Raw genomic sequence first — 23845 nt, forward strand, 5'->3', positions numbered from 1 at the left:
ATCAGCGGCGTGAGGTCACGCCGCTCGTACATCCATCCAATTTATGAGGAATTCCATGCGCCTGATTCGCATGTTGCTGCTGCCGGTACTGGCTGTGACCACCTTGTCCGCCCACGCCGATCCCAAAGACGCGGCGCGCCTGACCCAGCTGCTGGAAAAGTCCCAGACCCTGACCGCGCGTTTTTCCCAACTGACCCTCGACGGCAGCGGCACTCAGTTGCAGGAAACCGCGGGCGAGATGTCCCTGAAGCGTCCAGGTCTGTTCTACTGGCACACCGACGCGCCGCAAGAGCAACTGATGGTTTCCGATGGCCAGAAAGTCTCGCTGTGGGACCCGGACCTGGAGCAGGTGACCATCAAGAAGCTCGATCAGCGCCTGACCCAGACTCCAGCCTTGCTGCTGTCCGGTGACGTGTCGAAGATCAGCGAAAGCTTCGACATCACCTCTAAGGAAGCCGGTGGCGTGATGGACTTCACCCTCAAGCCGAAAACCCGCGATACCTTGTTCGACAGCCTGCGCTTGTCGTTCCGTAACGGCATGATCAACGACATGCAGTTGATTGACAGCGTTGGTCAGCGCACCAATATCCTGTTCACCGGGGTCAAGGCCAACGAAGCGATCCCAGCGTCCAAGTTCAAGTTCGACATCCCCAAGGGTGCCGATGTGATCCAAGAGTAAGCAGCCGCAACCGCAAGGTGTCGAAGGTAGTCCATGGACCTGTTTCGTAGTGCCCCGATCGCCCAGCCACTGGCCGCACGCTTGCGTGCCACCAACCTGGACGAGTACGTCGGCCAGCAGCACCTGCTGGCCCGGGGCAAGCCGCTGCGCGAAGCCTTGGAGCAGGGTGCCCTGCATTCGATGATCTTCTGGGGCCCGCCGGGAGTGGGCAAAACCACCCTGGCACGACTGTTGGCCGAAGTCTCGGACGCTCACTTCGAAACCGTCTCGGCGGTGTTGGCCGGGGTCAAGGAGATCCGCCAGGCGGTGGAGATCGCCAAGCAACAGGCCGGTCAATACGGTCGGCGGACTATCCTCTTCGTCGACGAAGTGCATCGCTTCAACAAGTCGCAGCAGGATGCCTTCCTGCCCTATGTGGAAGACGGCACCCTGATCTTTATCGGCGCCACCACGGAAAACCCGTCTTTCGAACTCAATAACGCCTTGCTCTCCCGAGCACGGGTGTATGTGCTCAAAAGCCTGGATGAAGCGGCCCTGGGCACCCTGGTACAGCGCGCGCTGACTGAAGAGCGAGGACTGGGCAAGCGCCAGTTGAGCCTGAGCGATGAAGGCTTCCAGGTGCTGCTGTCGGCGGCCGATGGCGATGGCCGGCGCATGCTCAACCTGCTGGAAAACGCCTCGGACCTGGCGGAAGACGGCGGCGAGATCGGCGTTGATCTGTTGCAAAGCCTGCTGGGGGATACCCGTCGGCGTTTCGACAAGGGCGGCGAGGCGTTCTACGACCAGATTTCCGCGCTGCATAAATCTGTGCGCGGCTCCAACCCCGACGGCGCCCTGTATTGGTTTGCACGCATGCTCGACGGCGGCTGCGACCCGCTGTACCTGGCCCGGCGCGTGGTGCGCATGGCCAGCGAAGACATCGGCAACGCCGATCCGCGAGCCCTGAGCCTGTGCCTGGCGGCTTGGGATGTACAGGAGCGCCTGGGCAGCCCCGAAGGCGAACTGGCAGTGGCCCAGGCCATCACCTACCTGGCCTGCGCGCCGAAAAGCAATGCCGTGTACATGGGCTTCAAGGCTGCGATGCGCGCCGCTGCCGAGCACGGTTCCCTGGAAGTGCCGATCCATCTGCGCAATGCCCCGACCAAGCTGATGAAACAGTTGGGCTATGGCGATGAATACCGTTACGCCCATGACGAGCCGGATGCCTACGCCGCCGGTGAAGACTACTTTCCCGAAGAGCTCGAACCCCTGTCCCTCTATCAGCCGGTGCCCCGTGGCCTGGAACTGAAGATCGGCGAAAAACTCAAGCACTTGGCGGCTCTGGACCGGGCCAGCCCCCAGCAGCGGAGAAAACCTTGATTCCTCTGATCCTCGCAGTCTCCGCCGGCGGCATGGCAGGCACCTTGTTACGCTTTGCCAGCGCCAACTGGATCAGCGGCAATTGGCCGCGGCACTTCTATACCGCGACGCTGGCCGTTAATATCGTGGGCTGCCTGCTGATCGGCGTGTTGTACGGACTGTTCCTGGTCCGTCCGGAAGTGCCGATCGAAGTACGCGCCGGCGTGATAGTGGGCTTCCTCGGTGGCCTGACGACTTTTTCATCCTTTTCACTGGATACCGTGCGTCTGCTGGAAAGTGGACAAGTGGCGCTGGCCCTGGGCTACGCGGCACTGAGCGTATTCGGCGGGCTGCTTGCTACCTGGGCCGGCCTGTCCTTGACCAAACTTTGATAAACGAGAGAACGACATGCTCGATTCCAAACTGTTACGTAGCAACCTCCAGGACGTAGCGGATCGTCTGGCATCCCGCGGCTTTGCCCTGGATGTGGCACGCATCGAAGCGCTGGAAGAGCAGCGCAAGACCGTGCAGACCCGCACCGAGCAACTGCAGGCTGAACGTAACGCGCGCTCCAAGTCCATCGGCCAGGCCAAGCAACGCGGCGAAGACATCGCCCCGCTGATGGCCGACGTTGAGCGCATGGGGAACGAGCTGAGCACCGGCAAAGTCGAGCTGGAAAACATCCAGAGCGAACTGGACTCGATCCTGTTCGGTATTCCCAACCTGCCTCACGAATCGGTGCCGGTGGGTGAAGACGAAGACGGCAACGTTGAAGTGCGCCGCTGGGGCACCCCGACCACCTTCGACTTCCCGATCAAGGATCACGTGGCCCTGGGCGAAACCCACGGCTGGCTGGATTTTGAAACCGCCGCTAAGCTGTCCGGCGCGCGCTTCGCCCTGTTGCGCGGCCCGATTGCCCGTCTGCACCGCGCCCTGGCGCAGTTCATGATCAACCTGCACACCGGCGAGCACGGCTACGAAGAGGCCTACACCCCATACCTGGTGCAGGCCCCGGCCCTGGTGGGCACCAGCCAGCTGCCGAAGTTCGAGGAAGACCTGTTCAAGATCACTCGCGAAGGCGAAGCCGATCTGTACCTGATCCCGACCGCTGAAGTGTCGCTGACCAACATCGTGGCCGGCGAGATTCTCGACGCCAAGCAACTGCCGCTGAAGTTCGTCGCCCACACGCCGTGCTTTCGCAGTGAGGCCGGTGCCTCGGGTCGCGACACTCGCGGCATGATCCGCCAGCACCAGTTCGACAAGGTCGAGATGGTCCAGGTGGTCGAGCCATCGACCTCCATGGAAGCCCTGGAAGGCCTGACCGCCAACGCCGAGAAAGTCCTGCAACTGCTGCAACTGCCGTACCGCGTACTGGCCCTGTGCACCGGCGACATGGGTTTCAGCGCGGTCAAGACCTACGACCTGGAAGTCTGGGTGCCGAGCCAGGACAAGTACCGCGAGATCTCCTCGTGCTCCAACTGCGGCGACTTCCAGGCCCGGCGCATGCAGGCACGTTTCCGCAACCCGGAAACCGGCAAGCCGGAGCTGGTGCACACCCTCAACGGTTCCGGCCTGGCCGTGGGGCGCACCCTGGTGGCGGTGCTGGAGAACTACCAGCAGGCCGACGGTTCGATCCGTGTGCCGGACGTGCTGAAGCCGTACATGGGTGGCCTTGAGGTCATCGGCTAAATGGACTATCTGCCGCTGTTTCACAACCTTCGCGGCAGTCGTGTGTTGGTGGTCGGTGGGGGGGAGATTGCCTTGCGCAAATCCCGTCTGCTGGCCGATGCCGGTGCGCAGCTGCGAGTGGTCGCACCTGAAATAGAAGCGCAATTGCAGGAACTGATCGTCGCCAGCGGCGGTGAGTCCCTGCCGCGTGGGTATGTCGAGGCCGACCTCGACGGCTGCACCCTGATCATCGCCGCCACCGATGACGAATCCCTCAATGCCCAGGTCTCCGCCGACGCCCATCGGCGTTGCGTGCCGGTCAACGTGGTGGACGCGCCGGCCCTGTGCAGCGTGATTTTCCCGGCCATCGTCGACCGTTCGCCCTTGGTTATTGCGGTTTCCAGCGGCGGCGATGCGCCGGTGCTGGCGCGGCTGATCCGGGCCAAGCTGGAAACCTGGATTCCTTCCACCTATGGCCAGTTGGCCGGGTTAGCAGCGCGTTTTCGGGCACAGGTCAAGGGCCTGTTTCCGGATGTGCAGCAGCGCCGGGCGTTCTGGGAGGATGTATTCCAGGGTCCCATCGCCGATCGCCAGCTGGCGGGGCAGGGTGCGGAAGCCGAGCGTCTGTTGCAGGCCAAGATTGCCGGTGAAGCGCCCCATGCTCCGGGCGAGGTGTATCTGGTGGGCGCAGGCCCAGGTGATCCGGATCTGCTGACCTTCCGCGCCCTGCGCCTGATGCAACAGGCCGACGTGGTGCTCTACGACCGTCTGGTGGCGCCGGCGATTCTCGAACTGTGCCGCCGCGATGCTGAGCGCATCTACGTTGGCAAGCGCCGCGCCGATCACGCCGTGCCCCAGGAGCAGATCAACCAGCAATTGGTGACCCTGGCCCAGCAAGGCAAGCGGGTGGTGCGGCTCAAGGGTGGCGATCCGTTCATCTTCGGCCGGGGTGGCGAAGAGATCGAAGAGTTGGCGGCCCACGGCATTCCGTTCCAGGTGGTGCCGGGGATTACCGCAGCCAGTGGTTGCTCGGCCTATGCCGGGATTCCCCTGACTCACCGCGACTACGCACAGTCGGTGCGCTTTGTCACCGGTCACCTCAAGGACGGCACCAGCAACCTGCCCTGGAGCGACCTGGTGGCACCGGCCCAGACCCTGGTGTTCTACATGGGCCTGGTGGGCTTGCCGACCATCTGCGAGCAACTGATCAAGCACGGGCGCGGCGCCGACACCCCGGCAGCGCTGGTTCAGCAGGGCACCACCCGCAATCAGCGAGTGTTCACCGGCACCCTGGCCAACCTGCCGGCGCTGGTGGCAGAGCACGAAGTGCACGCGCCGACCCTGGTGATTGTTGGCGAAGTGGTTCAGTTGCGCGAAAAGCTGGCCTGGTTCGAAGGCGCCCAGTCCGAGGTCTGAAAAGCTTCGTCGGCCAGCCGGCTCCACGATCTGCATAGGAGTCGGCTGGCCAGCGAACGCCCCCTCAACCCCTGCGCCAAACTCCATGCCCACCCAATCGCTGCCGATCATGGCCGCGGCTGAAATCCTGCAACGGCCCCTTTGGCACGATCCCGGTCGGGTTGATGCTCTTATGGCTGGCGTAGTAGTGCCCCTTGATATGGGCAAAATCAACGGTTTCGGCAATCCCCGGCCATTGATACAGCTCCCGCAGCCAGTTCGACAGGTTCGGGTAATCGGCAATCCGCCGCAGGTTGCACTTGAAGTGGCCGTGGTACACCGCATCGAAACGGATCAGCGTGGTGAACAGCCGCACATCGGCTTCGGTCAGGTACTCGCCGGCCAGGTAGCGCTGTTTGTCCAACAGCGCCTCCAAGGCGTCCAGCTCGGTGAAGAGGTCATCGAACGCCGCCTCATAGGCCTGTTGTGACGTGGCGAACCCGGCACGGTACACGCCATTGTTCAGCGCGGGGTAGATGCGTGCGTTGAGTTCATCGATGGGTGCGCGCAGCGGCTGCGGGTAGAAGTCCAGAGCATTGCCGGTCAGGCCGTCGAAGGCGCTGTTGAACATGCGGATGATCTCTGCCGACTCGTTGCTGACAATGCGCTGTTGCTGCTTGTCCCACAGCACTGGCACGGTGACGCGGCCGGTATAGTCGGCGCTGTCGGCGGTATAACGCTGGTGCATGAAGTCAAAGTGATCCAGTCCGTCGCCGCTGGAGCCGTAGGCGCTGTCGAAAGTCCAGCCGTTCTCGCCCATCAGCCAGCTGACCACCGAGACGTCGATCAGTTGTTCCAGGCTCTTGAGCTTGCGCAGGATCAGGGTGCGGTGGGCCCAGGGGCAGGCCAGGGAGACATACAGGTGGTAGCGCCCGGCCTCGGCAGCGAAGCCGCCTTCGCCGCTGGGGCCGGGACTGCCGTCGGCGGTGACCCAGTGGCGGCGTTGCGCCTGTTCCCGTTGGAAGGCGCCGTCCTTGCCGCTTTCGTACCACTGGTCATGCCAGCGCCCTTCGATCAACAGCCCCATGTCAGGCTCCTCAGCTATTGTGCGTTGGCGTGCAGTCTATGCCCCTGGGTTCGAACAAAAAGCGCAAAGCATGGGCGGTTTTGATCGATTAAATCGATCTGTCCCGGGCATCCCAGTACTGCTGGGCCAGCGCGAAGGCTTGTTCCCGCGGCGTGCCCAAACCGCGCAAGGCCAGGGCCATGGTCGCCAGCAGGGCCAGTTGCGGATAGCTGTCTTGTACCTCGCCACGCCACAACGCCTTGAGGTGCTCGGGGTCGAGGCTGGCCGGCTTCACATGACGCTGGGCCGACAGGGCCGGCCATTCCTCGTCCCAACTGACCCCACCGGTGCTGCCGTACAGATGGCTGGTGGTGTCCGGGTTGATCTCGATCTCGCCGCCATCGCCCTTGATCACGATCACGTTGTCCCCCAGCAGTCCGCTGGCATCGCGGTGCACCGCCTGGTAACCGGGGTGGAAGATGCTCTGCAGGCCGCAACGGGCACCCAGGGGGTTGAGCAGGCGAGCCAGGGAGTGGATCGGCGAGCGCAGGCCGAGGATGTTGCGCAAATCGATCATCCGTTGCAGCTGTGGCGCCCAGTCGCCTAGCGGCATGAAGGCCAGGTTGCCCTGGTCCAGTGCCTTGCCGACCGATGGCCAGTCACGGCACAGGGCAATCCCCAGGGGTTCCAGCAATTGTTCGGTGTACAGGCGCCCGGCGGTATGGGCGCCGCCACCGTGGAGCAGGATGCGCACGCCGTTCTGCGCCAGGCACTTGGCCGCCAGCAGGTACCAGGGCAGGTGGCGCTTCTTGCCGGCGTAGGTCGGCCAGTCGAGGTCCAGGGCGATCGCCGGGGCGTTGAGGCGTTCGCGCAAGGCTTCGGTGAAGCCTGCCAGCTCTTCCGGGCTTTCTTCCTTGTGCCGCAGCAGCATGAGGAAGGCACCGAGCTGAGTGTCCTCGACCTTGTCGTCCAGTAGCATGCCCATGGCCTCGCGGGCTTCCTCGCGAGTCAGGTTGCGCGCACCGCGCTTGCCCTTGCCAAGGATGCGCACGAACTGGGCGAACGGATGCTCTTGTGGGGTCTGGGTGAGCAGGGGGGCGAAATCGTTCATAGGCAATTGGTCGGCTTCGGCAGGCCCGCCAGCTTGGCGGCAAGTTTGGCGGGAGTGCCCTTGAACAGTCGGTTCAGGTGCAGGCTGTTGCCCTTGTCCGGGCCCAGCTTGAGGGCGGTGTACTTGATCAGCGGGCGGGTGGCTGGGGACAGCTGGAACTCTTGATAGAAGCCCTGCAACAGTTCGAGGATCTCCCAGTGTTCCGGGCTCAGCTCCAGCTCTTCGTTGGCGGCCAGGGCTTGCGCCACTTCGGCGGACCAGTCGTCGAGGTTGACCAGGTAACCGTCCTTGTCCAGTTCGATAGCGCGGGTGCCTACAGTCAGGGTGCTCATAGCCAGGTGTTGACCTTGTCATGCTCAATCGACAGGGCGACGAAGCCTGGGTAATCCACCGCGCGGGCCCAGGTTGGCAGCTCCAGGCCCCGGGCTCGCAAGTCTTCTTCCAGCACATACAGCTTCAGGCCGTCACGGACGCCCAGTTCGCCGTAAAGCGTCGTGCCCGGTTGCAAGGCATAGGCGGCATCGCCGCACAGCAGCAGGCCGTCGGCGCTGCCTAGCAAACCCAGGCAACTGCTCAGGCGGGTGTCGGTGAAGGGCGAGTGGGACAACACATGCAAGATCGACATCAGAGGGTAATCACCTGGTCAAAGCGGTCGATGATCGCCGCCAGTTCCGGGGCGGCCAGTAGTTGTACAGCGTCAAGGTTCAAGGCGGCCGGGTCCAGGCCACGGGCGGCGAGGCTGGCGCTGCAGGCGAACAGTTCGTCGACGCCGAACAGCGACAGCGCCTGCAGGTTGGCGCTCAGGTCTTTCTGACGCAGCAACGAAGCCTGTTGCCCCGGTGCCAGTTGCAGCACGCCATCGTCGAGAAACAGCAGGCCGATGGGCAGGTCGAAGGCGCCGCCGGCCAGGACGATGTCCAGGGCCTCCCGGGCACCGGGGCCGGACCACGGCGCCTGACGGCTGATCAACAATAAGGATTTGGCCATCTCACGCCCCTCCAAAACAGATCAGGCGGTCCGCGGCCTGTACCGCGTCATGCAACTGGCCGAGCCCCGACAGTTCCCAGGGGGCCTCGACGTTCACCGCCGTGCGCTGATAGCGCTGGGCTTCGTCAGTATTCAACACACCCCGACGCAGGGCGGCGGCGATGCACACCACGCCATCGAGCTGATGCTGCTCGACAAAGTCGCGCCATTCCCGGGGCAGGTCCTGTTCGTCCTGGGGCGTGACGATGCTGTTGGCGGCGTTGTAGACGCCGTCCTGGTAGAAAAACAGCCGGACAATCTCATGCCCGCCCGCCAGCGCCGCCTGGGCGAACAGCAGGGCGCGGCGCGAGGACGGCGCGTGAGCGGCAGAGAACAGGGCGATGGCGAACTTCATGACGGACTCGATGGATAAAACTGCGGCCATGATAAAGCTTTCTCCGTGGATCGGCTAAACCCCTTTCGCCCCGAAGGCTCTGGCTCCGGGAGCTCAGGACATATCGGGTAAAGCTTTGCCCGGGCCCTGAAGCAGCAACCAGGGATAGACTCGCGCCTTCAATCAACCTGGGACAAGGAGCAAGGGATGATGGATTTGAATTCGGCGGTGGTGGTGGTCACCGGTGCCGGTCGTGGTCTGGGCGCGGCACTGGCCATCAGTCTGGCGGACCTGGGCTGCAAGTTGATTCTCTGTGGGCGCAACGCCGAAGCCCTGGCGCAAGTGAGCGCGGCCATCAAGACGCGCACCGGCCAGGCTGCTGATTGCGTGGTGGTGGACCTGGCCAGCAGCGAGAGTGTCAAGGTGGCCCTGGCGGAGATTCATGTGCGCCAGCCCCGGGTGGACATTCTGATCAACAACGGCGCCATGTGGCTGGAGGCCAGCGAGCAGCCCCACAGTGCGGCCGAGGTCACCGGAGTGATCGATGCGGCCCTGACGGGCACCTTTCTCCTGACCCAGGGGCTGATGCCGGCGCTCAAGGCCTCGCGGCGCCCGGACATCGTCACCATCGGCTCCATCAGCGGCTTGCCCAATGCCCCCCTGCACAGCGTGTCGCTGCCGTTCTACGCGGCCAAGCACGGGCAACTGGCCCTGGCCGACGGTCTGCGCCAGGTACTCAAGGGCACGCCGGTGCGCTCGTTGTGCGTGCATCCGCCGTACTTGGAAGACATCTCGCCGCTGGACCCGGCCTGGCAGCAGGTTCCGGCACGGCACAAAGGCCAGCAGGGCACCAACCGCGACGTGGTGGAAGCAGTGGTTTTCGCCCTGACCCGACCACGTCACATCAGCCTGTCGTCGATTGTCATCGATACCGACTGCGGCGGTCTGTTCGACTGACGGCGGCGCAGGTCAGCGGGTCTTGTAGCCCAGTTGCCAGCGGCGCGGAATCTTCAATGACGCGATGCCCAGCAGGGCGGCAAACAACCCGCTGACATACAGCGCCTTGAGCCCCAGGTGCTGTTCCAGCAGGGCACCCAGCACCGCTCCGGCGAACATCCCGCTCCACGGCACCAGTTGCACCCGCCAGCCGTTGCGCCGATCACCGAGCATCCAACGTCCCAGCCCACGGCCAAAACGCGACAGGGCCCCGGTGACATAGGTCAGGCCAATGGGCAGGCCGTTCACTTCCTCCACCGCCGCATTGAGCATGCCCATGGCGATGATGGCCGCCAGCAGGGCCGGCAGGTGCTGGTCGAAGGGCCAGGCGGCAGAGGCGCAGAGCAATGCGCCGATGCTCAGCAGCAAGGGCAGGGCGCGGTGCCCGGCCAGGCGACTGACCACTACGCCCAGGGCGTTGCCGACGACAAAGGTCGCCACCAACAGCAGCAGGCGCAGCACCAGCCCCAGCTCGCCATCGCTGATGGCCACCGCCAGGCGTGTGGTGTTGCCGCTCATAAAGGAAACGAAATCGCCGGTGGCCATGAAGCCGATGGCGTCGGTCATGCCAGCCAGTACCGAAAGGCAGGCCACCAGCCCGAGGCCGACCCGCCCGCGCCATTTCTGCGTGTACTGCAAGGCGGCGCTGGCCGCTTGGGTGGAAGTTGAAGGCAACATCGTCGGTTCTCCTGAACAGGGACTGCGGGGGACGCGTGCGGGTCAAGGCTATGGGGCGAGGTGATGCAGGGCGCAATAGTCATCCCAGGGCATGCCGGCCATTTCCGCCACCTCCTTGTGCACCTCAAGGCGCTGGGCATGGAACTCCTCGGGGCTGGCGGCGGTCAGTTGCAGGCTCAACTCCCAGGCGAACAGCCCCAGGCGCTCGGCTTGGGCTTCAAAGGCTTCATGCAGGCGTTCGTTGCGGTACTGCTCGGGCGTCTCGCCCTTGACCTGGGCCTCCAGCGGATTGAGCTTGTCCAGGGCTTCGCGCAGTTCGGGGCGGGCGGCGAGAAATTTTTCCAAGGCTATTTCGTGGGGCAGGGCATCGGCGGGCATCGGGGCTCCTTGAGGGGAACGGGCAGTCTTCAGGCATCAAGCCCGGGACAGGGTATGTGCTGGCATTTGACTGCGTAGTTGCTGCAGATCCTTGTGCGGGATCACGTAGGTGCGGGCGAGCATATCGCCTATTCGCTGGCAGCGGCTTGATTCCACGCAGGCCATCAGCGGGACAAAGGCGAAAGCGGCCTCCAGATAGCGGGTGGCGCTTCTGATCAGTACCTGGATCAGCGTCGGCGGCGTCCCGGCGGCGTTGATCACCACCAGGCCCAGGGCACACTTGCCGGGCGTCCGGCCCTTGAAGAAATACTCCCAGGCCACGAAGTACAAGGGCCAGACCAGCATGAACAGCATTGAGTGGAGGTAGGGCTCCAGCCCCGTCTGTTGCTCGAGGTCGAGCCACCGTCTGACCGGCTGCAACGCCAGTACCCCGTGCAGGCTCAGCGACAGGAACACATACACCGCCAGCGCCAGCACCTGGTCGAACATGAAGGCGGCGGCGCGGCGCAGGATCAGTTGGGTTCTTGAGACTTTCATGGTCGATTCCAAGGTTTTTCCATCACATGGGGCGCAGTGTAATCCCCGCAGGGCGGGGTGTAGCAGTGGTTTTGGCGGGGGGGCTACTGCACCCGCACCGAGTCAGCTGACCACGGGCTGCTCGCGACCGATCTCGCTGCGCAGTTGGGCAATCAGGTGCAGGCAGTGGGTGAGCCCCGGCGAGGGCTCGCCGACCCGGCGACTGAGGATGATCGGCGAGGTGGCGGCGGTTTCCAGCAAGGGGCAAAAACCGATGTCGTCGCGGTGTAGCACCTGTACCGAGGCCGGCACCAGGGTGATGCCAATGCCGGCGCCCACCAGGCCGATGGCGGTCTGCAATTCGTTGGTCCACTGGGCGATCTTCAGGTTCAGGCCGCGGGCACTGAACAGCGCGATCACGTGGTCGGCGTAGCTCGGGCGCGGGTTGGCCGGATACAGCACAAAGGGCTCGTTGGCCAGTTGCTCAAGGCTCACCTCTTGTCCCAGCAAGGGATGGCCGGCGGGCAGGGCGACCACCAGCCGGTCCTCGGTCAGCACCCTCTGCACGATGGCCGGGTCGTCGATGTGGATGCGTCCGAAGCCGATATCGATGCGTCCCGCCTTCAAGGCTTCCACCTGTTGCAGGGTGGTCATTTCCGACAGGCCCAGTTCCAGCTCCAGGGTTTCGTTGCTGCGCAGGCGGCGGATCAGTTGCGGCAGTACGCCGTACAGGGTCGAGGGGGCAAAACCGATGCCCAGCCAGGTCTTGTGCCCCAGGCCAATTCGCCGGGTGTTATCGCAGACCTTGCCCAACTGCTCCAGCACCCGGTTGGAATGTTCAAAGAAAAACCGCCCGGCGGCGGTCAGGCGCAGCGGCCGGCCGCGTTCCAGCAACAGCACCCCCAACTCGTCCTCCAACTGCTGGATCTGCCGGCTCAACGGCGGCTGGGCGATGTGCAGGCGCTCGGCGGCGCGGGTGAAGTTGAGGGTTTCCCCCAGCACCTGGAAGTAGCGCAGATGACGCAATTCCATGACAGCTCCCCAGTAGTGATGTGCATACCTCTAAGGTATCAAGCCAGACCAATTCTATATTGGAACCCCGGAAAAAGCCGGGACAGAATCGAGCGCAGAACTTCAAGAACCTCACGGGTATGGATATGCACGCTTCTGCCATTGAATCGATCGAAACGATCATCGTCGATCTGCCGACCATTCGCCCCCACAAGCTGGCCATGCACACCATGCAGAACCAGACCCTGGTGCTGATCCGCCTGCGCTGTGCCGACGGCATCGAAGGCCTGGGCGAATCCACCACCATCGGCGGCCTGGCCTATGGCAACGAAAGCCCGGACAGCATCAAGACCAACATCGACCGCTTCTTCACCCCGCTGCTGCTCGGCCAGGACGCCAGCAACATCAACGCCGCCATGCTGCGCCTGGAGCAGAGCATCCGCGGCAACACCTTCGCCAAGTCCGGGATCGAAAGCGCCTTGCTCGACGCCCAGGGCAAGCGCCTCGGCCTGCCGGTCAGCGAGCTGCTGGGCGGCCGCGTGCGCGATGCGCTGCCGGTGGCCTGGACCCTGGCCAGCGGCGACACCGCCAAGGACATCGCCGAAGCCGAAAAGATGCTCGACCTGCGCCGTCACCGGATCTTCAAGCTGAAGATCGGCGCCGGTGAAGTAGACCGCGACCTGGCCCACGTGAGCGCCATCAAGAAGGCCCTGGGCGATCGCGCCAGTGTGCGGGTCGATGTCAACCAGGCCTGGGACGAAGCGGTGGCCCTGCGCGCGTGCCGCATCCTCGGCGGCAACGGCATCGACCTGATCGAGCAACCGATTTCGCGCAACAACCGCGCCGGCATGGTGCGCCTGAATGCCAGCAGCCCGGCGCCGATCATGGCCGACGAGTCCATCGAATGCGTGGAAGACGCCTTCAACCTGGCCCGCGAAGGCGCGGCGTCGGTGTTCGCCCTGAAGATCGCCAAGAACGGCGGCCCCCGCGCCACCCTGCGCACCGCGGCGATTGCCGAGGCAGCGGGCATCGGCCTGTACGGCGGCACCATGCTCGAAGGCGGTATCGGCACCCTGGCCTCGGCCCACGCCTTCCTGACCTTGAACACACTGAGCTGGGACACCGAGCTGTTCGGCCCGCTGCTGCTGACCGAGGACATCCTCGCCGAGGCGCCGGTGTACCGGGATTTCCACCTGCATGTCTCACGGGCACCGGGCCTCGGCCTGAGCCTGGACGAAGAGCGCCTGGCGTTCTTCCGTCGCGACAAAACCACCCCCGTGCTGCATCACACCTGAGGAGGGCTGCATGCTATTCCACGTGAAAATGACCGTGAACCTGCCGGTCGACATGAACCCCGAGCGCGCCGCGCAACTGAAAGCCGAGGAAAAGGCCCTGGCCCAGCGCCTGCAGGCCGAAGGCAAGTGGCGTCACTTGTGGCGCATTGCCGGGCTGTACGCCAACTACAGCGTGTTCGATGTCGACAGCGTGCAGGAACTGCACGACACCCTGATGCAACTGCCGCTGTACCCGTACATGGCCATCGAAGTTAACGCCCTGTGCAGGCATCCTTCGTCCATTCATGAGGATGATCGCTGAGTTTGCATCAGCCCGTTCACCACTCTAATAAATACAAGATGAGGATTAATCATGAACGTCAGAATTTCCCAGACTGCCAGCGCCCAACGCTTTCTTGAAGAAGCCAGCGGCCAGTTCACCGAAGGCGGCAACCCTCGGACCAAGGCCATCGTCTACCGCATCCTGCGGGACACGGTGAACATCATCGAAGACCTGAACGTCACCCCGGAAGAGTTCTGGAAAGCCGTCAACTACCTCAACGTCCTCGGCGCCCGCCAGGAAGCCGGCCTATTGGCGGCAGGCCTGGGCCTGGAACACTACCTGGACCTGCTGATGGACGCCGCCGACGAACAGGCCGGCAAGACCGGCGGCACCCCGCGCACCATTGAAGGCCCGCTGTACGTGGCCGGCGCGCCCCTGAGCCAGGGCGAAGCGCGCCTGGACGACGGCCTCGATCCGGGTGTGGTGCTGTTCATGCAGGGGCAGGTGACCAACACCGCCGGCCAGCCCCTGGCTGGCGCCGTTGTTGACGTCTGGCACGCCAACACCGGTGGCACCTATTCCTACTTCGACGGCAGCCAGTCGGAGTTCAACCTGCGCCGGCGCATCGTCACCGATGCCGAGGGCCGCTACCGTTTTCGCAGCATCGTGCCGTCCGGCTACGGCTGCCCGCCGGAAGGCCCGACCCAGCAACTGCTGGATCAACTGGGTCGCCACGGCCAGCGCCCGGCGCACATCCACTTCTTCATCTCGGCTGATGACCATCGCCACCTGACCACCCAGATCAACCTGGACGGCGACCCGTACCTGCACGACGACTTTGCCTACGCCACCCGCGACGAGCTGATCGCCAAGATCAGCTTCAGCGAGGACCAGGTGCGGGCCAAGGAGCTGGGCGTGAGTGGCCGCTTCGCGGAAATTCACTTCGACTTCACCCTGCAGTCCTCGGCCCAGCCGCAAGAGCAGCAGCGCCACGAACGGGTGCGTGCCCTGGAGGCCTGACCCCTGCACGGCAAGACCGAGCCACGGACGCCTTGTGCGGCCCGTGGCTTTTGTCGTTGTCGGCCTTGGCTCGTTGCCCCGGCGTGATTGTCTGCATCCGTGGCTCGCCAGCACGTGATGCAGCCCCCAACCAGAACCAGCAGAGTGACCCGATCATGCAAATGCATCTGTTGAGTGAACGCAGCCGCGTGTTTGTTCAAGCCGATCCCCATGCCGTGTCCGGTTACGTCAATCAGCACGTGGGCAGCCACTGCATCCGCCTGCCTCGGGCGGGCCAGCCCCAGGCCAGCCTCAACCATCGGGCCCTGGCCAGCCTGGATTTGTGCAGCCTCAGCTACGGCGGCAGCGTGCGCGTCACCTCGCCGGCGCTGGAAAGCATTTACCACCTGCAGGTGCTGCTGCGCGGCCACTGCTTGTGGCGCAGCCGCGACCAGGAACACTGCTTCGCCCCGGGGGAACTGCTGCTGATCAACCCCGACGATCCGGTGGACCTGACCTATTCCGACGACTGCGAAAAATTCATCATCAAGATTCCCACGCACCTGTTGGAAGCCGCCTGCCAGGAACAGCGCTGGCAGTACCCGGGGCAGGGCGTGCGCTTTCTGCGCCAGCGCTATCAACTGCAGGAACTGGAAGGTTTCGTGCCCTTGCTGAGCCTGTTGTGCCAGGAAGCCGAAGCCCTGGAAAGCATGCCCAAGGTCCAGGAGCACTACGCGCACATCCTGGTGAACAAACTGCTGGGCCTGATGCAGACCAACGTGCAACGCGGCACCCTGAGTGCCTCGGCGGCGACCTTCGAACACATTGCCGACTACATCGAACGCAACCTCAAGCACGACATCGGCTGCGAAGAACTGGCGCAGCAGGCGCGCATGAGCCTGCGTTCGCTGTACGCGTTGTTCGAACGCAACGCCCGGACCACGCCGAAAAACTACATCCGCCAGAAAAAACTGCAGCGTGTGCACGCCTGCCTCAGCGACCCGTACAGCCCGGTGCGCAACGTCACCGAACTGGCCCTGGATTTCGGCTTCCTGCACCTTGGGCGTTTTGCCCAAAGCTACCGCCAGCAATATGGCGAACGGCCCTCTGACACCCTCAAGCGTCGCCACTGACCGGCTCGCCCCGCTATGGGCATCCGTTCCGACCTGTGCCTGGCGATCACCCGGCAGACCTTCGGCGTCCTCGGGATCCCTGCGTCTCCTGCAGAGCCGTTCACAGCCTGCGGCAGCGGCAACACGCCCCTGTAGCCGCTGCCGAGTCTGCGAGGCTGCGAAAAGGTCCGCAGGACCTTGCCTGGCGATCACCAGTCGAACCTCCAGTGGCCTTGAGAGCCTTGCGTCCCTTCGGGCCGTTCGCAGCCTGCGGCAGCGGCTACAGAGCAATCTGCAGAAAACGGATACAGGTCTGCACGCATTGGCTATTGCCCCGCCAACCCCCGTCCTAGCATGGCCCTGCCTGAATAAAAACAATGGAGGCGGCGGCCATGTCCCTGCGACCCGAATACCTGCATTCCCTGCTTGAAGAAGACCCCGACCTGGGCGTCTACCGCTGCCAGCGGGGGATGTTCACCGACCCCCGGCTGTTCGACCTGGAGATGCAGCACATCTTCGAAGGCAACTGGCTGTACCTGGCCCACGACAGCCAGATCCCCAACCCCAACGACTACTACAGCACCACCATGGGCCGGCAGCCGGTGTTCATCGCGCGCAACAAGAACGGTGAACTCAACGCCTTCATCAACGCCTGCAGCCATCGCGGCGCCATGCTCTGTCGGCACAAGACCGGCAACAAGGCGTCCTTCACCTGCCCGTTCCACGGCTGGACCTTCAACAACACCGGCAAGCTGCTCAAGGTCAAGGACCCGGCCGCTGCCGGCTACCCGGCCAGCTTCAACTGCGAAGGCTCCCACGACCTGACCCGCGTCGCGCGCTTCGAGTCCTACCGTGGCTTTCTGTTCGGCAGCCTCAACCCCGACGTGCTGCCCCTGGTGGAACACCTGGGCGAGTCGGCGAAGATCATCGACATGATCGTCGACCAGTCCGCCGACGGCCTGGAAGTGCTGCGCGGCTCCTCCAGCTACATCTACGAAGGCAACTGGAAGCTCACCGCCGAGAACGGTGCCGACGGCTACCACGTCAGCTCGGTGCACTGGAATTACGCCGCCACCCAGAACCAGCGCAAGCAGCGCGAGGCCGGGGCAGACATCCGCACCATGAGCGCCGGCACCTGGGCCAAGCAGGGCGGCGGTTTCTACGCCTTCGACAAGGGCCACATGCTGCTCTGGACCCGCTGGTCCAACCCTGAGGATCGCCCGCTGTACGAACGCCGCGACGAGCTGGCCCGAGACTTCGGTCAGGCCCGCGCCGACTGGATGATCGAGAACTCGCGCAACCTGTGCCTGTACCCGAACCTCTACCTGATGGACCAGTTCAGCTCACAGATCCGCATCGCCCGGCCGATCTCCGTGGACCGCACCGAAATCACCATCTACTGCATCGCGCCCAAGGGCGAGAGCGACGACGCCCGGGCCCGGCGCATCCGCCAGTACGAAGATTTCTTCAACGTCAGCGGCATGGCCACCCCGGACGATCTGGAGGAATTTCGCTCCTGCCAGCTCGGCTACCAGGGCAGCAGCACGGCCTGGAACGACATGTCTCGCGGTGCCGAACATTGGGTTCGGGGGGCTGACGATGCCGCGAAAGAAATCGACCTACAGCCGATCCTCAGCGGTGTGCGCACCGAGGATGAAGGCCTGTTCGTGATGCAGCACAAGTACTGGCAGCAGACCCTGCTCGCGGCCCTGGAGCGTGAAGCCTCTCGCCAGATCGACGTGGAGGCAGTGCAATGACTGTTTCCGACGACACCGTGCGCGATTTCCTGTATCGCGAAGCCCGTTACCTGGACGACAAGGACTGGGACAACTGGCTGGAACTCTATGCCCCGGACGCGACCTTCTGGATGCCGTCCTGGGACGACAGCGACCAACTGACCGAAGACCCGCAGCGGGAAATCTCGCTGATCTGGTACGGCAACCGCAGCGGCCTGGAAGATCGGGTGTTCCGCATCAAGACCGAGCGCTCCAGTGCGAGCATTCCCGACACCCGCACCTCCCACAACCTGAGCAATATCGAGCTGCTGGAGCAGGGCGACGGCCTGTGCAAGCTGCGTTTCAACTGGCACACCCTGAGCGTTCGCTACAAGACCGTGGACAGCTACTTCGGCTGCAGCTTCTACACCCTCGACCTGCGCGGCGAAACCCCGCTGATCCTGGCCAAGAAAGTCATCCTGAAGAACGACTACGTTCGCCAGGTCGTCGACATCTACCACCTCTGAGGCGACCGCCATGAGCCATCAAATCGCACTCAATTTCGAAGACGGCGTGACCCGTTTCGTCAACGCCAACCCGGGCGAAACCGTGGCCGACGCCGCCTACCGCCAGGGCATCAACATACCCCTGGATTGCCGCGACGGCGCCTGCGGCACCTGCAAATGTTTTGCCGAGGCCGGGCGCTACGAGTTGGGCGAGGACTACATCGAAGACGCCCTGAGCGCCGATGAGGCCGAGCAGGGTTTTGTCCTCACCTGCCAGATGCGCGCCCTTGGCGACTGCGTGGTGCGGGTGCCGGCTTCGTCCCAGGTCTGCCGTGCCGGGCAGGGTACTTTCCAGGCCCGCATCAGCGCGGTGCGCCAGCTGTCCGACAGCACCATCGCCCTATCGATCAAGGACGAAGCCCTGAGCCAACTGGCGTTCCTGCCGGGGCAATACGTCAACCTCGGGGTGCCCGGCAGCGAACAAACCCGGGCCTATTCCTTCAGCTCGCTGCAGCGCGACGGCGAAGTCAGCTTCCTGATCCGCAATGTGCCCGGCGGGCTGATGAGCAGCTTCCTCACCGGTCTTGCCAAAGTCGGCGACAGCATGACCCTGGCTGGGCCCTTGGGCAGTTTCTACCTGCGGGACATCCGCCGGCCCCTGCTGTTGCTGGCCGGCGGCACCGGGCTGGCGCCGTTCACCGCCATGCTGGAAAAAATCGCCGAGCAGGGCAGCGAGTACCCTCTGCACCTGATTTATGGCGTGACCCACGATTTTGACCTGGTGGAGCTGGAGCGCCTGGAAGACTTTGCCGCGCGCATCCCGCAGTTCAGCTTTAGCGCCTGCGTGGCCAACCCCGAGAGCCAGTACCCGCGCAAGGGCTACGTGACCCAGCACATCGAACCGGCGCACCTCAACCAGGGCGATGTGGATGTGTACCTGTGCGGGCCGCCGCCGATGGTCGAGGCGGTGAGCCAGTTCATCCACGAACAAGGCATCGCCCCAGCGAATTTCTACTACGAGAAGTTTGCCGCCAGCGCCGCCTGAAGGGCATTTCACTCTCGTAGGCGCTGGCTTGCCAGCGAAGGCGCCCACAAGGGCGCTGCAAGGCTCAAGGGCCCTTTCGTCGGCAAGCCGGCGCCTACGGAGTTCCATACGGCAAGCCATCGAGTTGTCGGCGCTGGCTTGCCAGCGAAGGCGTCCACAAGCGCGCGGCAAGGCTTCAGGGCCTTTTCGCCGGCAAACCTACGCCTATGGCGAGTGGCGTTCTCTCCATTCTTTTGCACGCACGAGGTTTTCATGAACCGCTTTCATAACCAAGTCGCCCTGGTCACCGGCGCTGCCCAAGGCATCGGCCATCGCGTTGCCCAGCGCCTGGCCGAAGAGGGCGCCCGCGTGGTGCTGGTGGACCGCTCGGAACTGGTCTTCGAACTGGGCGCCGAACTGAGCCCCCGCTACCCGGTCCTGGCCCTGACCGCCGATCTGGAGCAGTACAGCGAATGCAGCCGGATCATGGCGGCGGGCATCGCCCACTTCGGCCGCCTCGACATCCTCGTCAACAACGTCGGCGGCACTATCTGGGCCAAGCCCTTCGAACACTATGAGCCTGCGCAAATCGAAGCCGAAGTGCGCCGCTCGCTGTTCCCGACTCTGTGGTGTTGCCACGCCGCCTTGCCGCAGATGCTGGAGCAGGGCCGTGGCGCCATCGTCAACGTCTCGTCGATTGCCACTCGCAGCCTCAACCGCGTGCCCTACGGTGCGGCCAAGGGCGGGGTCAATGCGCTGACCGCCTGCCTGGCCTTCGAAACCGCCGGCCGGGGCGTGCGGGTCAATGCCACCGCCCCCGGCGGCACCGAAGCCCCGCCGCGGCGCATCCCGCGCAACAGCGCCGAGCCAAGCGCCGAGGAGCAGGCCTGGTATCAGCAGATCGTCGACCAGACCTTGGAGAGCAGCTTGATGAAGCGCTATGGCAGCATTGACGAACAGGCCGCGGCGATCCTGTTCCTGGCCTCCGACGAAGCGTCCTACATCACTGGGACGGTCATGCCGGTGGGCGGTGGCGATCAGGGCTGAAACCCGGCGGCCTCAGGCTTGCCGCCGGCGGCCGTCAGTAAAACAGGCGCGGCTCGGGTGAGGCCAGCAAGCTGGCCAGCTTGGTCAGGGCAAAGCGCAGCTCGGCGCGGCTTGGCGACATCAAGGCAATGCGCACGCCACTGGCGGCGGCGGTGCGCTGAGCCAGGAACTGACTGCCGCTGACCACGGTGACCCCCTGGGCTCGCGCCAGGTTGGCAAACTCATCGCAGCTCCAAGGCTCCGGCAATACCAGCCAGATATGAAAACTGTTGGGCTGGCTGCGAATTTGATAGTTGCCAAGAATTTCCCTGGCCATCTGCTGGCGCACCGCCGCCTCCTGCTGTTGCACCTTGACCAACTGCTCACCCATGCCGCTGTTGATCAGGTTGCTGGCCAGTTGCGCCATCATCGGTGAGGGCATCCATACGCTGCTGCGGACCATGGACGACAGGCGCGAGAGGGTTTCAGGAGGGGCATACAGGTAACCGATGCGCAGGGCCGGCAGGATACTTTTCGACAGGCTGGTCAGATAAACGGAGCGCTCGGGGGCATAGGCCGAAATCGGTTTATGCACGGTTTGTGATTCCAAAAAGCCATAAATGTCATCGTCAATGATGAACACATCGTATTCACGGGCGATCTGGGCAATGGCTTCACGGCGCTCTGGCGGCATGATTGAGTTGGTCGGGTTCTGGTGGGTGGTCACGCACACCAGCAGTGCCGGACGGTGCTCGATGCACGCGGCGCGCAAGGCTTCCGGCACCAGACCGTATTCGTCGATCTGTACGCCCACCAGACGCCTGTCCAGGCTGTGGGCCAGGGAGATGATCCCAGGGTAGCAATGCTCTTCACAGAGAATCACGTCGTGGGTGTTGGACAAGCTACTGATCGTCACCAGCAAGCCGTGTTGCGCGCCGCTGGTGAGCACGATCTGCTGCCAGCGCGCGTCGGGCAGGCTGCGCTGCACCCAGCGGGCGCCGGCTTGTTTGTGCACGGCGTGCCCGCCATCGGTGGTGTAGTCCAGAACACGGCTCAGGTCGGCCGACTGTGCCAGTTCGCTCAACGAATCCCGTAGCCACATCCCGACGTTGGCGTCATTGGGTTTGATGATCGACAAATCGATCTGCGCGTTGTCGTCGCTGGTGCTGATTTCCGGTGCGGGAGATGCAGCCCTGGCTTTGGCCGGGAGGACAAAAGTCCCGCGTCCGACCTCGCCCACCACCAGTCCGCGCTTGGCCGCTTCGTCATAGGCGCGACCCACGGTGCCGGGGGTAACTTTCAAGGCCTCGGCCAGCTCCTTGAGCGTGGGCAGCCGATCTTCAGGGCTCAGGCGTCCGGAGCGGATGTCTTGCTCCAGAGCGTCGGCAATCATTAGGTAAACCGGCTGCGCATGGCCGCTGTATTGAGGAACCCACATAGGTAAAGCACCAAAGTCTGCACGAGCGCGCAAGCGTAACATGAACCCATGAAGGGGCGTAATTCCTGGGTAATCGAGTCTGTTGCACCTAATTGATGCGATTTAATTTTTCAGGATGGCCGATGCTTTTTGCCGGCCTTGAGGCACTTGAAAATTTATATATAAAAAATATCAATAAATTCAATGGTTTTTGCGCGATGATTGCGCGCTTCAACCTGGTTTTGTAGAAATAAATTGAATCGAATCTATTTGTATAATTACAATGATTGCGTCGATGTTGTTTCGAGATGTTATCAATGCATTGACTGGGTTTACCTGGCATTACACGGGTTTCGTGTGAGCTGAATCACAAAAAACAACAGGTTGTGCCGTCCCCCGGGTCAGGTGCAACGCGCATCGAACTATGGAATTCAACTGAAATGGAAAGCGCACAGCACAAGCAGGCAGTCGAGGCCGTGACAACGTTGGAAATCCGCTTGCCGTGGGTTATTTCCAGCGCATGGCAAACCGTCTTGAGCCAGACGCCGTTGGAATTCGAAGCCAGCAAAGAAATTTATTTTCAGCTCAAGGAGCAGGCCCAGGATGTACTGGGTGCGGCCCTGACGCGGCAGATTCGGGCGTTTGTCGAAGACCCCGCCCTGACCTCGATGGTGATTCGCAACTGCCCGCGAGATCGTGACATTCCGCCGACGCCTTACTCCGGGGTGTTGAGCCCCAAGAGCACGCCCATTGCCTGCCTGGTCAGCCTGTCGCTGCAAAGCCTGCTGGGTATCCACCCGGTCGTCTACGAAGGGGAGAATGACGGACGCCTGTTTCGCCATGTGATTCCTTCACGCACTTCCTCCAGTCAGAAAAGCTCGCACGGTTCGCGCCTGCGCTTCTCCTACCACGTCGACAACCCGGACTTGCCGCTGTCTTCCGAAGCGCTCGGCGAACTCTCCTGCTGCCCGGAATACCTGTCGTTCTTCGGTATGCGTTGCGACCCGCGAATCAACACCACGTTGGTCAACCTGGACGATGTGCTCGACCAACTGCCGGCCGCCACCGTGCGTGAACTGAGCCTGCCGCAGTTCGAAATACGCCGCCCGGATTCGTTCGCCAGCCAGCGGCGTTCAACGCCCCACCTGGCGGTGTTGGTGCGCGGGTCGGCCAACGAGTGGCTGTGCCGTTTTGACAGTGAAAACACCTACGGCATGAATGCCTCCGCCGAGCTTGCGCTCAATACCTTGCGTGCACTGCTGGAAACCCGCCGCTTCGATGAGCCGCACCTGCTGTTGCCGGGGGATTTCATGATCTTCAAGAACCAGCGGGTGCTGCATGCCCGGGACGGTTTCGAACCGCAAAACGACGGGGCGGATCGCTGGCTGTTGCGCCTGTTCTCGGTCAATGACCTGAACCGCGTGCGCTTTGCGCGAGCCGACCATCTGTATGAAGTCCTTTCCTGAATTTTTTCATCTTTATTGGGTAACGCTATGGAACTGTTAGGAGCCTATTGGGCTGAACACTGGGTATTGGCGATTCTGCTGCTGGGCGCCATTGCTTTCGTCGCCGGTTTTGTCGACAGCATCGCCGGGGGGGGCGGGCTGTTTCTGGTGCCGGGTTTCCTGCTGGTGGGCCTGCCACCGCAAGTGGCGCTGGGCCAGGAGAAACTGGTCAGCACCCTGGGCACCCTGGCGGCGATCAGGAACTTTCTGGTCAACAGCAAGATGGTCTGGAAAGTGGCGCTGGTGGGCGTGCCGTTTTCCCTGCTCGGTGCCTACCTGGGGGCGCACCTGATTGTGTCGATCTCGCAGGAAACCGTGGGCAAAATCATCCTGGCCCTGATCCCCTTCGGCATTCTGATTTTCCTCGCGCCCAAAGACCGGCCCGTGCAGGAGCACGTGCTGTCCGATGCCATGCTGTTTACCGTGGTGCCCCTGACCTGCCTGGTCATCGGCTTCTATGACGGCTTCTTCGGCCCGGGCACCGGCAGCATGTTCATCATCGCCTTTCACTACCTGCTGAAAATGGACCTGGTCTCCAGTTCGGCCAACTCCAAGACCTTCAACTTCGCCTCGAACATCGGCGCCCTGGTGGCGTTCATCATGGCCGGCAAAGTCATCTATTTGCTGGCCTTGCCATTGGTGGCCTGCAACATCCTGGGCAACCACCTGGGCAGCGCCCTGGCCATTCGCAAGGGCAACGATGTGGTGCGCAAAGTGCTGGTGCTTTCGATGCTGTGTCTGTTCGCCAGCCTTGGCGTGAAATACCTGGCCTGAGCGCCTGACAAAGG

General features: G+C 63.3%; 27 protein-coding genes. 16 read left to right on the forward strand and 11 right to left on the reverse strand.

The features are described 5' to 3' along the window. Positions 1 to 55: 55 nt before the first annotated feature. Genes lolA through cysG form a run of 5 tightly spaced genes read left to right on the forward strand, consistent with a single transcriptional unit; the run spans position 56 to position 5101 of the window. Entirely contained in the window at positions 56 to 679 is a 624-nt protein-coding gene (lolA, locus tag PLD_RS11125) for an outer membrane lipoprotein chaperone LolA (protein ID WP_159892544.1), read from the forward strand. A gap of 33 nt (positions 680 to 712) precedes the next feature. Next, positions 713 to 2038, forward strand: coding sequence for a replication-associated recombination protein A (locus tag PLD_RS11130; protein ID WP_159892546.1), 1326 nt, complete (start codon positions 713 to 715; stop codon positions 2036 to 2038). Then, complete coding sequence (crcB, locus tag PLD_RS11135) at positions 2035 to 2409, forward strand: fluoride efflux transporter CrcB (RefSeq protein WP_159892548.1); 375 nt, start codon at positions 2035 to 2037, stop codon at positions 2407 to 2409. The genes PLD_RS11130 and crcB overlap by 4 nt, the downstream gene beginning before the upstream one ends. A gap of 16 nt (positions 2410 to 2425) precedes the next feature. Beyond that, entirely contained in the window at positions 2426 to 3706 is a 1281-nt protein-coding gene (gene serS, locus PLD_RS11140) for a serine--tRNA ligase (protein WP_159892550.1), read from the forward strand. Next, a complete protein-coding gene (gene cysG, locus PLD_RS11145) occupies positions 3707 to 5101 on the forward strand; it encodes a siroheme synthase CysG (protein WP_159892552.1) in 1395 nt (464 codons plus the stop codon). Positions 5102 to 5165: 64 nt separating this feature from the next. Here the strand turns inward: cysG and PLD_RS11150 are convergent, their stop codons facing one another. From PLD_RS11150 to tusD, 6 genes are all read right to left on the reverse strand, one after another. Continuing rightward, positions 5166 to 6167: a glutathione S-transferase family protein gene (locus tag PLD_RS11150; protein WP_159892554.1), complete on the reverse strand. Its 1002-nt coding sequence runs from the start codon at positions 6165 to 6167 to the stop codon at positions 5166 to 5168. Between the two features lie 88 nt (positions 6168 to 6255). Beyond that, on the reverse strand, positions 6256 to 7257 hold the full coding sequence (locus PLD_RS11155) for a glycosyl transferase family protein (protein ID WP_159892556.1): 1002 nt from the start codon (positions 7255 to 7257) through the stop codon (positions 6256 to 6258). Next, positions 7254 to 7589: a TusE/DsrC/DsvC family sulfur relay protein gene (locus PLD_RS11160; RefSeq protein ID WP_159892558.1), complete on the reverse strand. Its 336-nt coding sequence runs from the start codon at positions 7587 to 7589 to the stop codon at positions 7254 to 7256. Before PLD_RS11160 ends, PLD_RS11155 begins: the two co-directional genes overlap by 4 nt. Next, positions 7586 to 7882, reverse strand: coding sequence for a sulfurtransferase complex subunit TusB (tusB, locus tag PLD_RS11165; protein WP_159892560.1), 297 nt, complete (start codon positions 7880 to 7882; stop codon positions 7586 to 7588). The genes PLD_RS11160 and tusB overlap by 4 nt, the downstream gene beginning before the upstream one ends. Continuing rightward, on the reverse strand, positions 7882 to 8244 hold the full coding sequence (gene tusC, locus PLD_RS11170) for a sulfurtransferase complex subunit TusC (protein ID WP_159892562.1): 363 nt from the start codon (positions 8242 to 8244) through the stop codon (positions 7882 to 7884). Before tusC ends, tusB begins: the two co-directional genes overlap by 1 nt. Position 8245: 1 nt before the next feature. Next, positions 8246 to 8638, reverse strand: coding sequence for a sulfurtransferase complex subunit TusD (tusD, locus tag PLD_RS11175; protein ID WP_159893480.1), 393 nt, complete (start codon positions 8636 to 8638; stop codon positions 8246 to 8248). 186 nt (positions 8639 to 8824) lie between these two features. On the opposite strand from tusD, the gene PLD_RS11180 reads away from it, so the two are divergent. Then, positions 8825 to 9574, forward strand: coding sequence for an SDR family oxidoreductase (locus PLD_RS11180; protein WP_159892564.1), 750 nt, complete (start codon positions 8825 to 8827; stop codon positions 9572 to 9574). A 12-nt stretch (positions 9575 to 9586) separates the two neighbouring features. On the opposite strand, the gene PLD_RS11185 is transcribed toward PLD_RS11180, so the two are convergent. The 4 genes from PLD_RS11185 to PLD_RS11200 all read right to left on the reverse strand — a co-directional run bounded on the left by PLD_RS11185 (position 9587) and on the right by PLD_RS11200 (position 12217). Next, on the reverse strand, positions 9587 to 10291 hold the full coding sequence (locus tag PLD_RS11185; RefSeq protein WP_159892566.1) for a YoaK family protein: 705 nt from the start codon (positions 10289 to 10291) through the stop codon (positions 9587 to 9589). A 48-nt stretch (positions 10292 to 10339) separates the two neighbouring features. Further along, positions 10340 to 10669, reverse strand: coding sequence for a DUF6388 family protein (locus tag PLD_RS11190; protein ID WP_159892568.1), 330 nt, complete (start codon positions 10667 to 10669; stop codon positions 10340 to 10342). Positions 10670 to 10705: 36 nt separating this feature from the next. Continuing rightward, entirely contained in the window at positions 10706 to 11206 is a 501-nt protein-coding gene (locus tag PLD_RS11195; RefSeq protein ID WP_159892570.1) for an RDD family protein, read from the reverse strand. A gap of 102 nt (positions 11207 to 11308) precedes the next feature. Next, a complete protein-coding gene (locus tag PLD_RS11200; protein WP_159892572.1) occupies positions 11309 to 12217 on the reverse strand; it encodes a LysR family transcriptional regulator in 909 nt (302 codons plus the stop codon). 125 nt (positions 12218 to 12342) lie between these two features. On the opposite strand from PLD_RS11200, the gene PLD_RS11205 reads away from it, so the two are divergent. The 8 genes from PLD_RS11205 (at position 12343) to PLD_RS11240 (ending at position 20156) form a co-directional block, all read left to right on the forward strand. Beyond that, the gene (locus tag PLD_RS11205; RefSeq protein ID WP_178116170.1) at positions 12343 to 13491 is read left to right on the forward strand and encodes a muconate cycloisomerase family protein; all 1149 of its coding nucleotides are present in this window, start codon (positions 12343 to 12345) and stop codon (positions 13489 to 13491) included. 10 nt (positions 13492 to 13501) lie between these two features. Then, positions 13502 to 13792, forward strand: coding sequence for a muconolactone Delta-isomerase (gene catC, locus PLD_RS11210; protein WP_016966965.1), 291 nt, complete (start codon positions 13502 to 13504; stop codon positions 13790 to 13792). A 51-nt stretch (positions 13793 to 13843) separates the two neighbouring features. After that, on the forward strand, positions 13844 to 14773 hold the full coding sequence (gene catA, locus PLD_RS11215; RefSeq protein WP_159892576.1) for a catechol 1,2-dioxygenase: 930 nt from the start codon (positions 13844 to 13846) through the stop codon (positions 14771 to 14773). 155 nt (positions 14774 to 14928) lie between these two features. Further along, positions 14929 to 15885 (forward strand): AraC family transcriptional regulator, encoded by a 957-nt coding sequence (locus tag PLD_RS11220; protein WP_159892578.1) that lies wholly within the window; start codon positions 14929 to 14931, stop codon positions 15883 to 15885. 371 nt (positions 15886 to 16256) lie between these two features. Continuing rightward, positions 16257 to 17621: a benzoate 1,2-dioxygenase large subunit gene (gene benA / locus PLD_RS11225; RefSeq protein WP_159892580.1), complete on the forward strand. Its 1365-nt coding sequence runs from the start codon at positions 16257 to 16259 to the stop codon at positions 17619 to 17621. After that, positions 17618 to 18106 carry a benzoate 1,2-dioxygenase small subunit gene (gene benB / locus PLD_RS11230; RefSeq protein ID WP_159892582.1) on the forward strand — a complete coding sequence of 163 codons (489 nt, stop codon included), beginning with the start codon at positions 17618 to 17620 and terminating at the stop codon, positions 18104 to 18106. Before benA ends, benB begins: the two co-directional genes overlap by 4 nt. Before the next feature lie 10 nt (positions 18107 to 18116). Then, the gene (gene benC / locus PLD_RS11235) at positions 18117 to 19130 is read left to right on the forward strand and encodes a benzoate 1,2-dioxygenase electron transfer component BenC (protein ID WP_159892584.1); all 1014 of its coding nucleotides are present in this window, start codon (positions 18117 to 18119) and stop codon (positions 19128 to 19130) included. 252 nt (positions 19131 to 19382) lie between these two features. Continuing rightward, positions 19383 to 20156 carry a 1,6-dihydroxycyclohexa-2,4-diene-1-carboxylate dehydrogenase gene (locus PLD_RS11240; protein ID WP_159892586.1) on the forward strand — a complete coding sequence of 258 codons (774 nt, stop codon included), beginning with the start codon at positions 19383 to 19385 and terminating at the stop codon, positions 20154 to 20156. Positions 20157 to 20190: 34 nt separating this feature from the next. On the opposite strand, the gene PLD_RS11245 is transcribed toward PLD_RS11240, so the two are convergent. Continuing rightward, positions 20191 to 21573, reverse strand: a complete 1383-nt coding sequence (locus PLD_RS11245; RefSeq protein ID WP_159892588.1) for a PLP-dependent aminotransferase family protein — start codon at positions 21571 to 21573, stop codon at positions 20191 to 20193. A 419-nt stretch (positions 21574 to 21992) separates the two neighbouring features. On the opposite strand from PLD_RS11245, the gene PLD_RS11250 reads away from it, so the two are divergent. Both PLD_RS11250 and PLD_RS11255 read left to right on the forward strand, forming a co-directional pair. Further along, positions 21993 to 23018, forward strand: a complete 1026-nt coding sequence (locus PLD_RS11250) for a TauD/TfdA family dioxygenase (protein WP_159892590.1) — start codon at positions 21993 to 21995, stop codon at positions 23016 to 23018. 27 nt (positions 23019 to 23045) lie between these two features. After that, positions 23046 to 23831: a TSUP family transporter gene (locus PLD_RS11255; protein ID WP_159892592.1), complete on the forward strand. Its 786-nt coding sequence runs from the start codon at positions 23046 to 23048 to the stop codon at positions 23829 to 23831. Positions 23832 to 23845: the final 14 nt, after the last annotated feature.

This window comes from Pseudomonas sp. LD120 (assembly GCF_009861525.1).
Taxonomy (GTDB): domain Bacteria; phylum Pseudomonadota; class Gammaproteobacteria; order Pseudomonadales; family Pseudomonadaceae; genus Aquipseudomonas.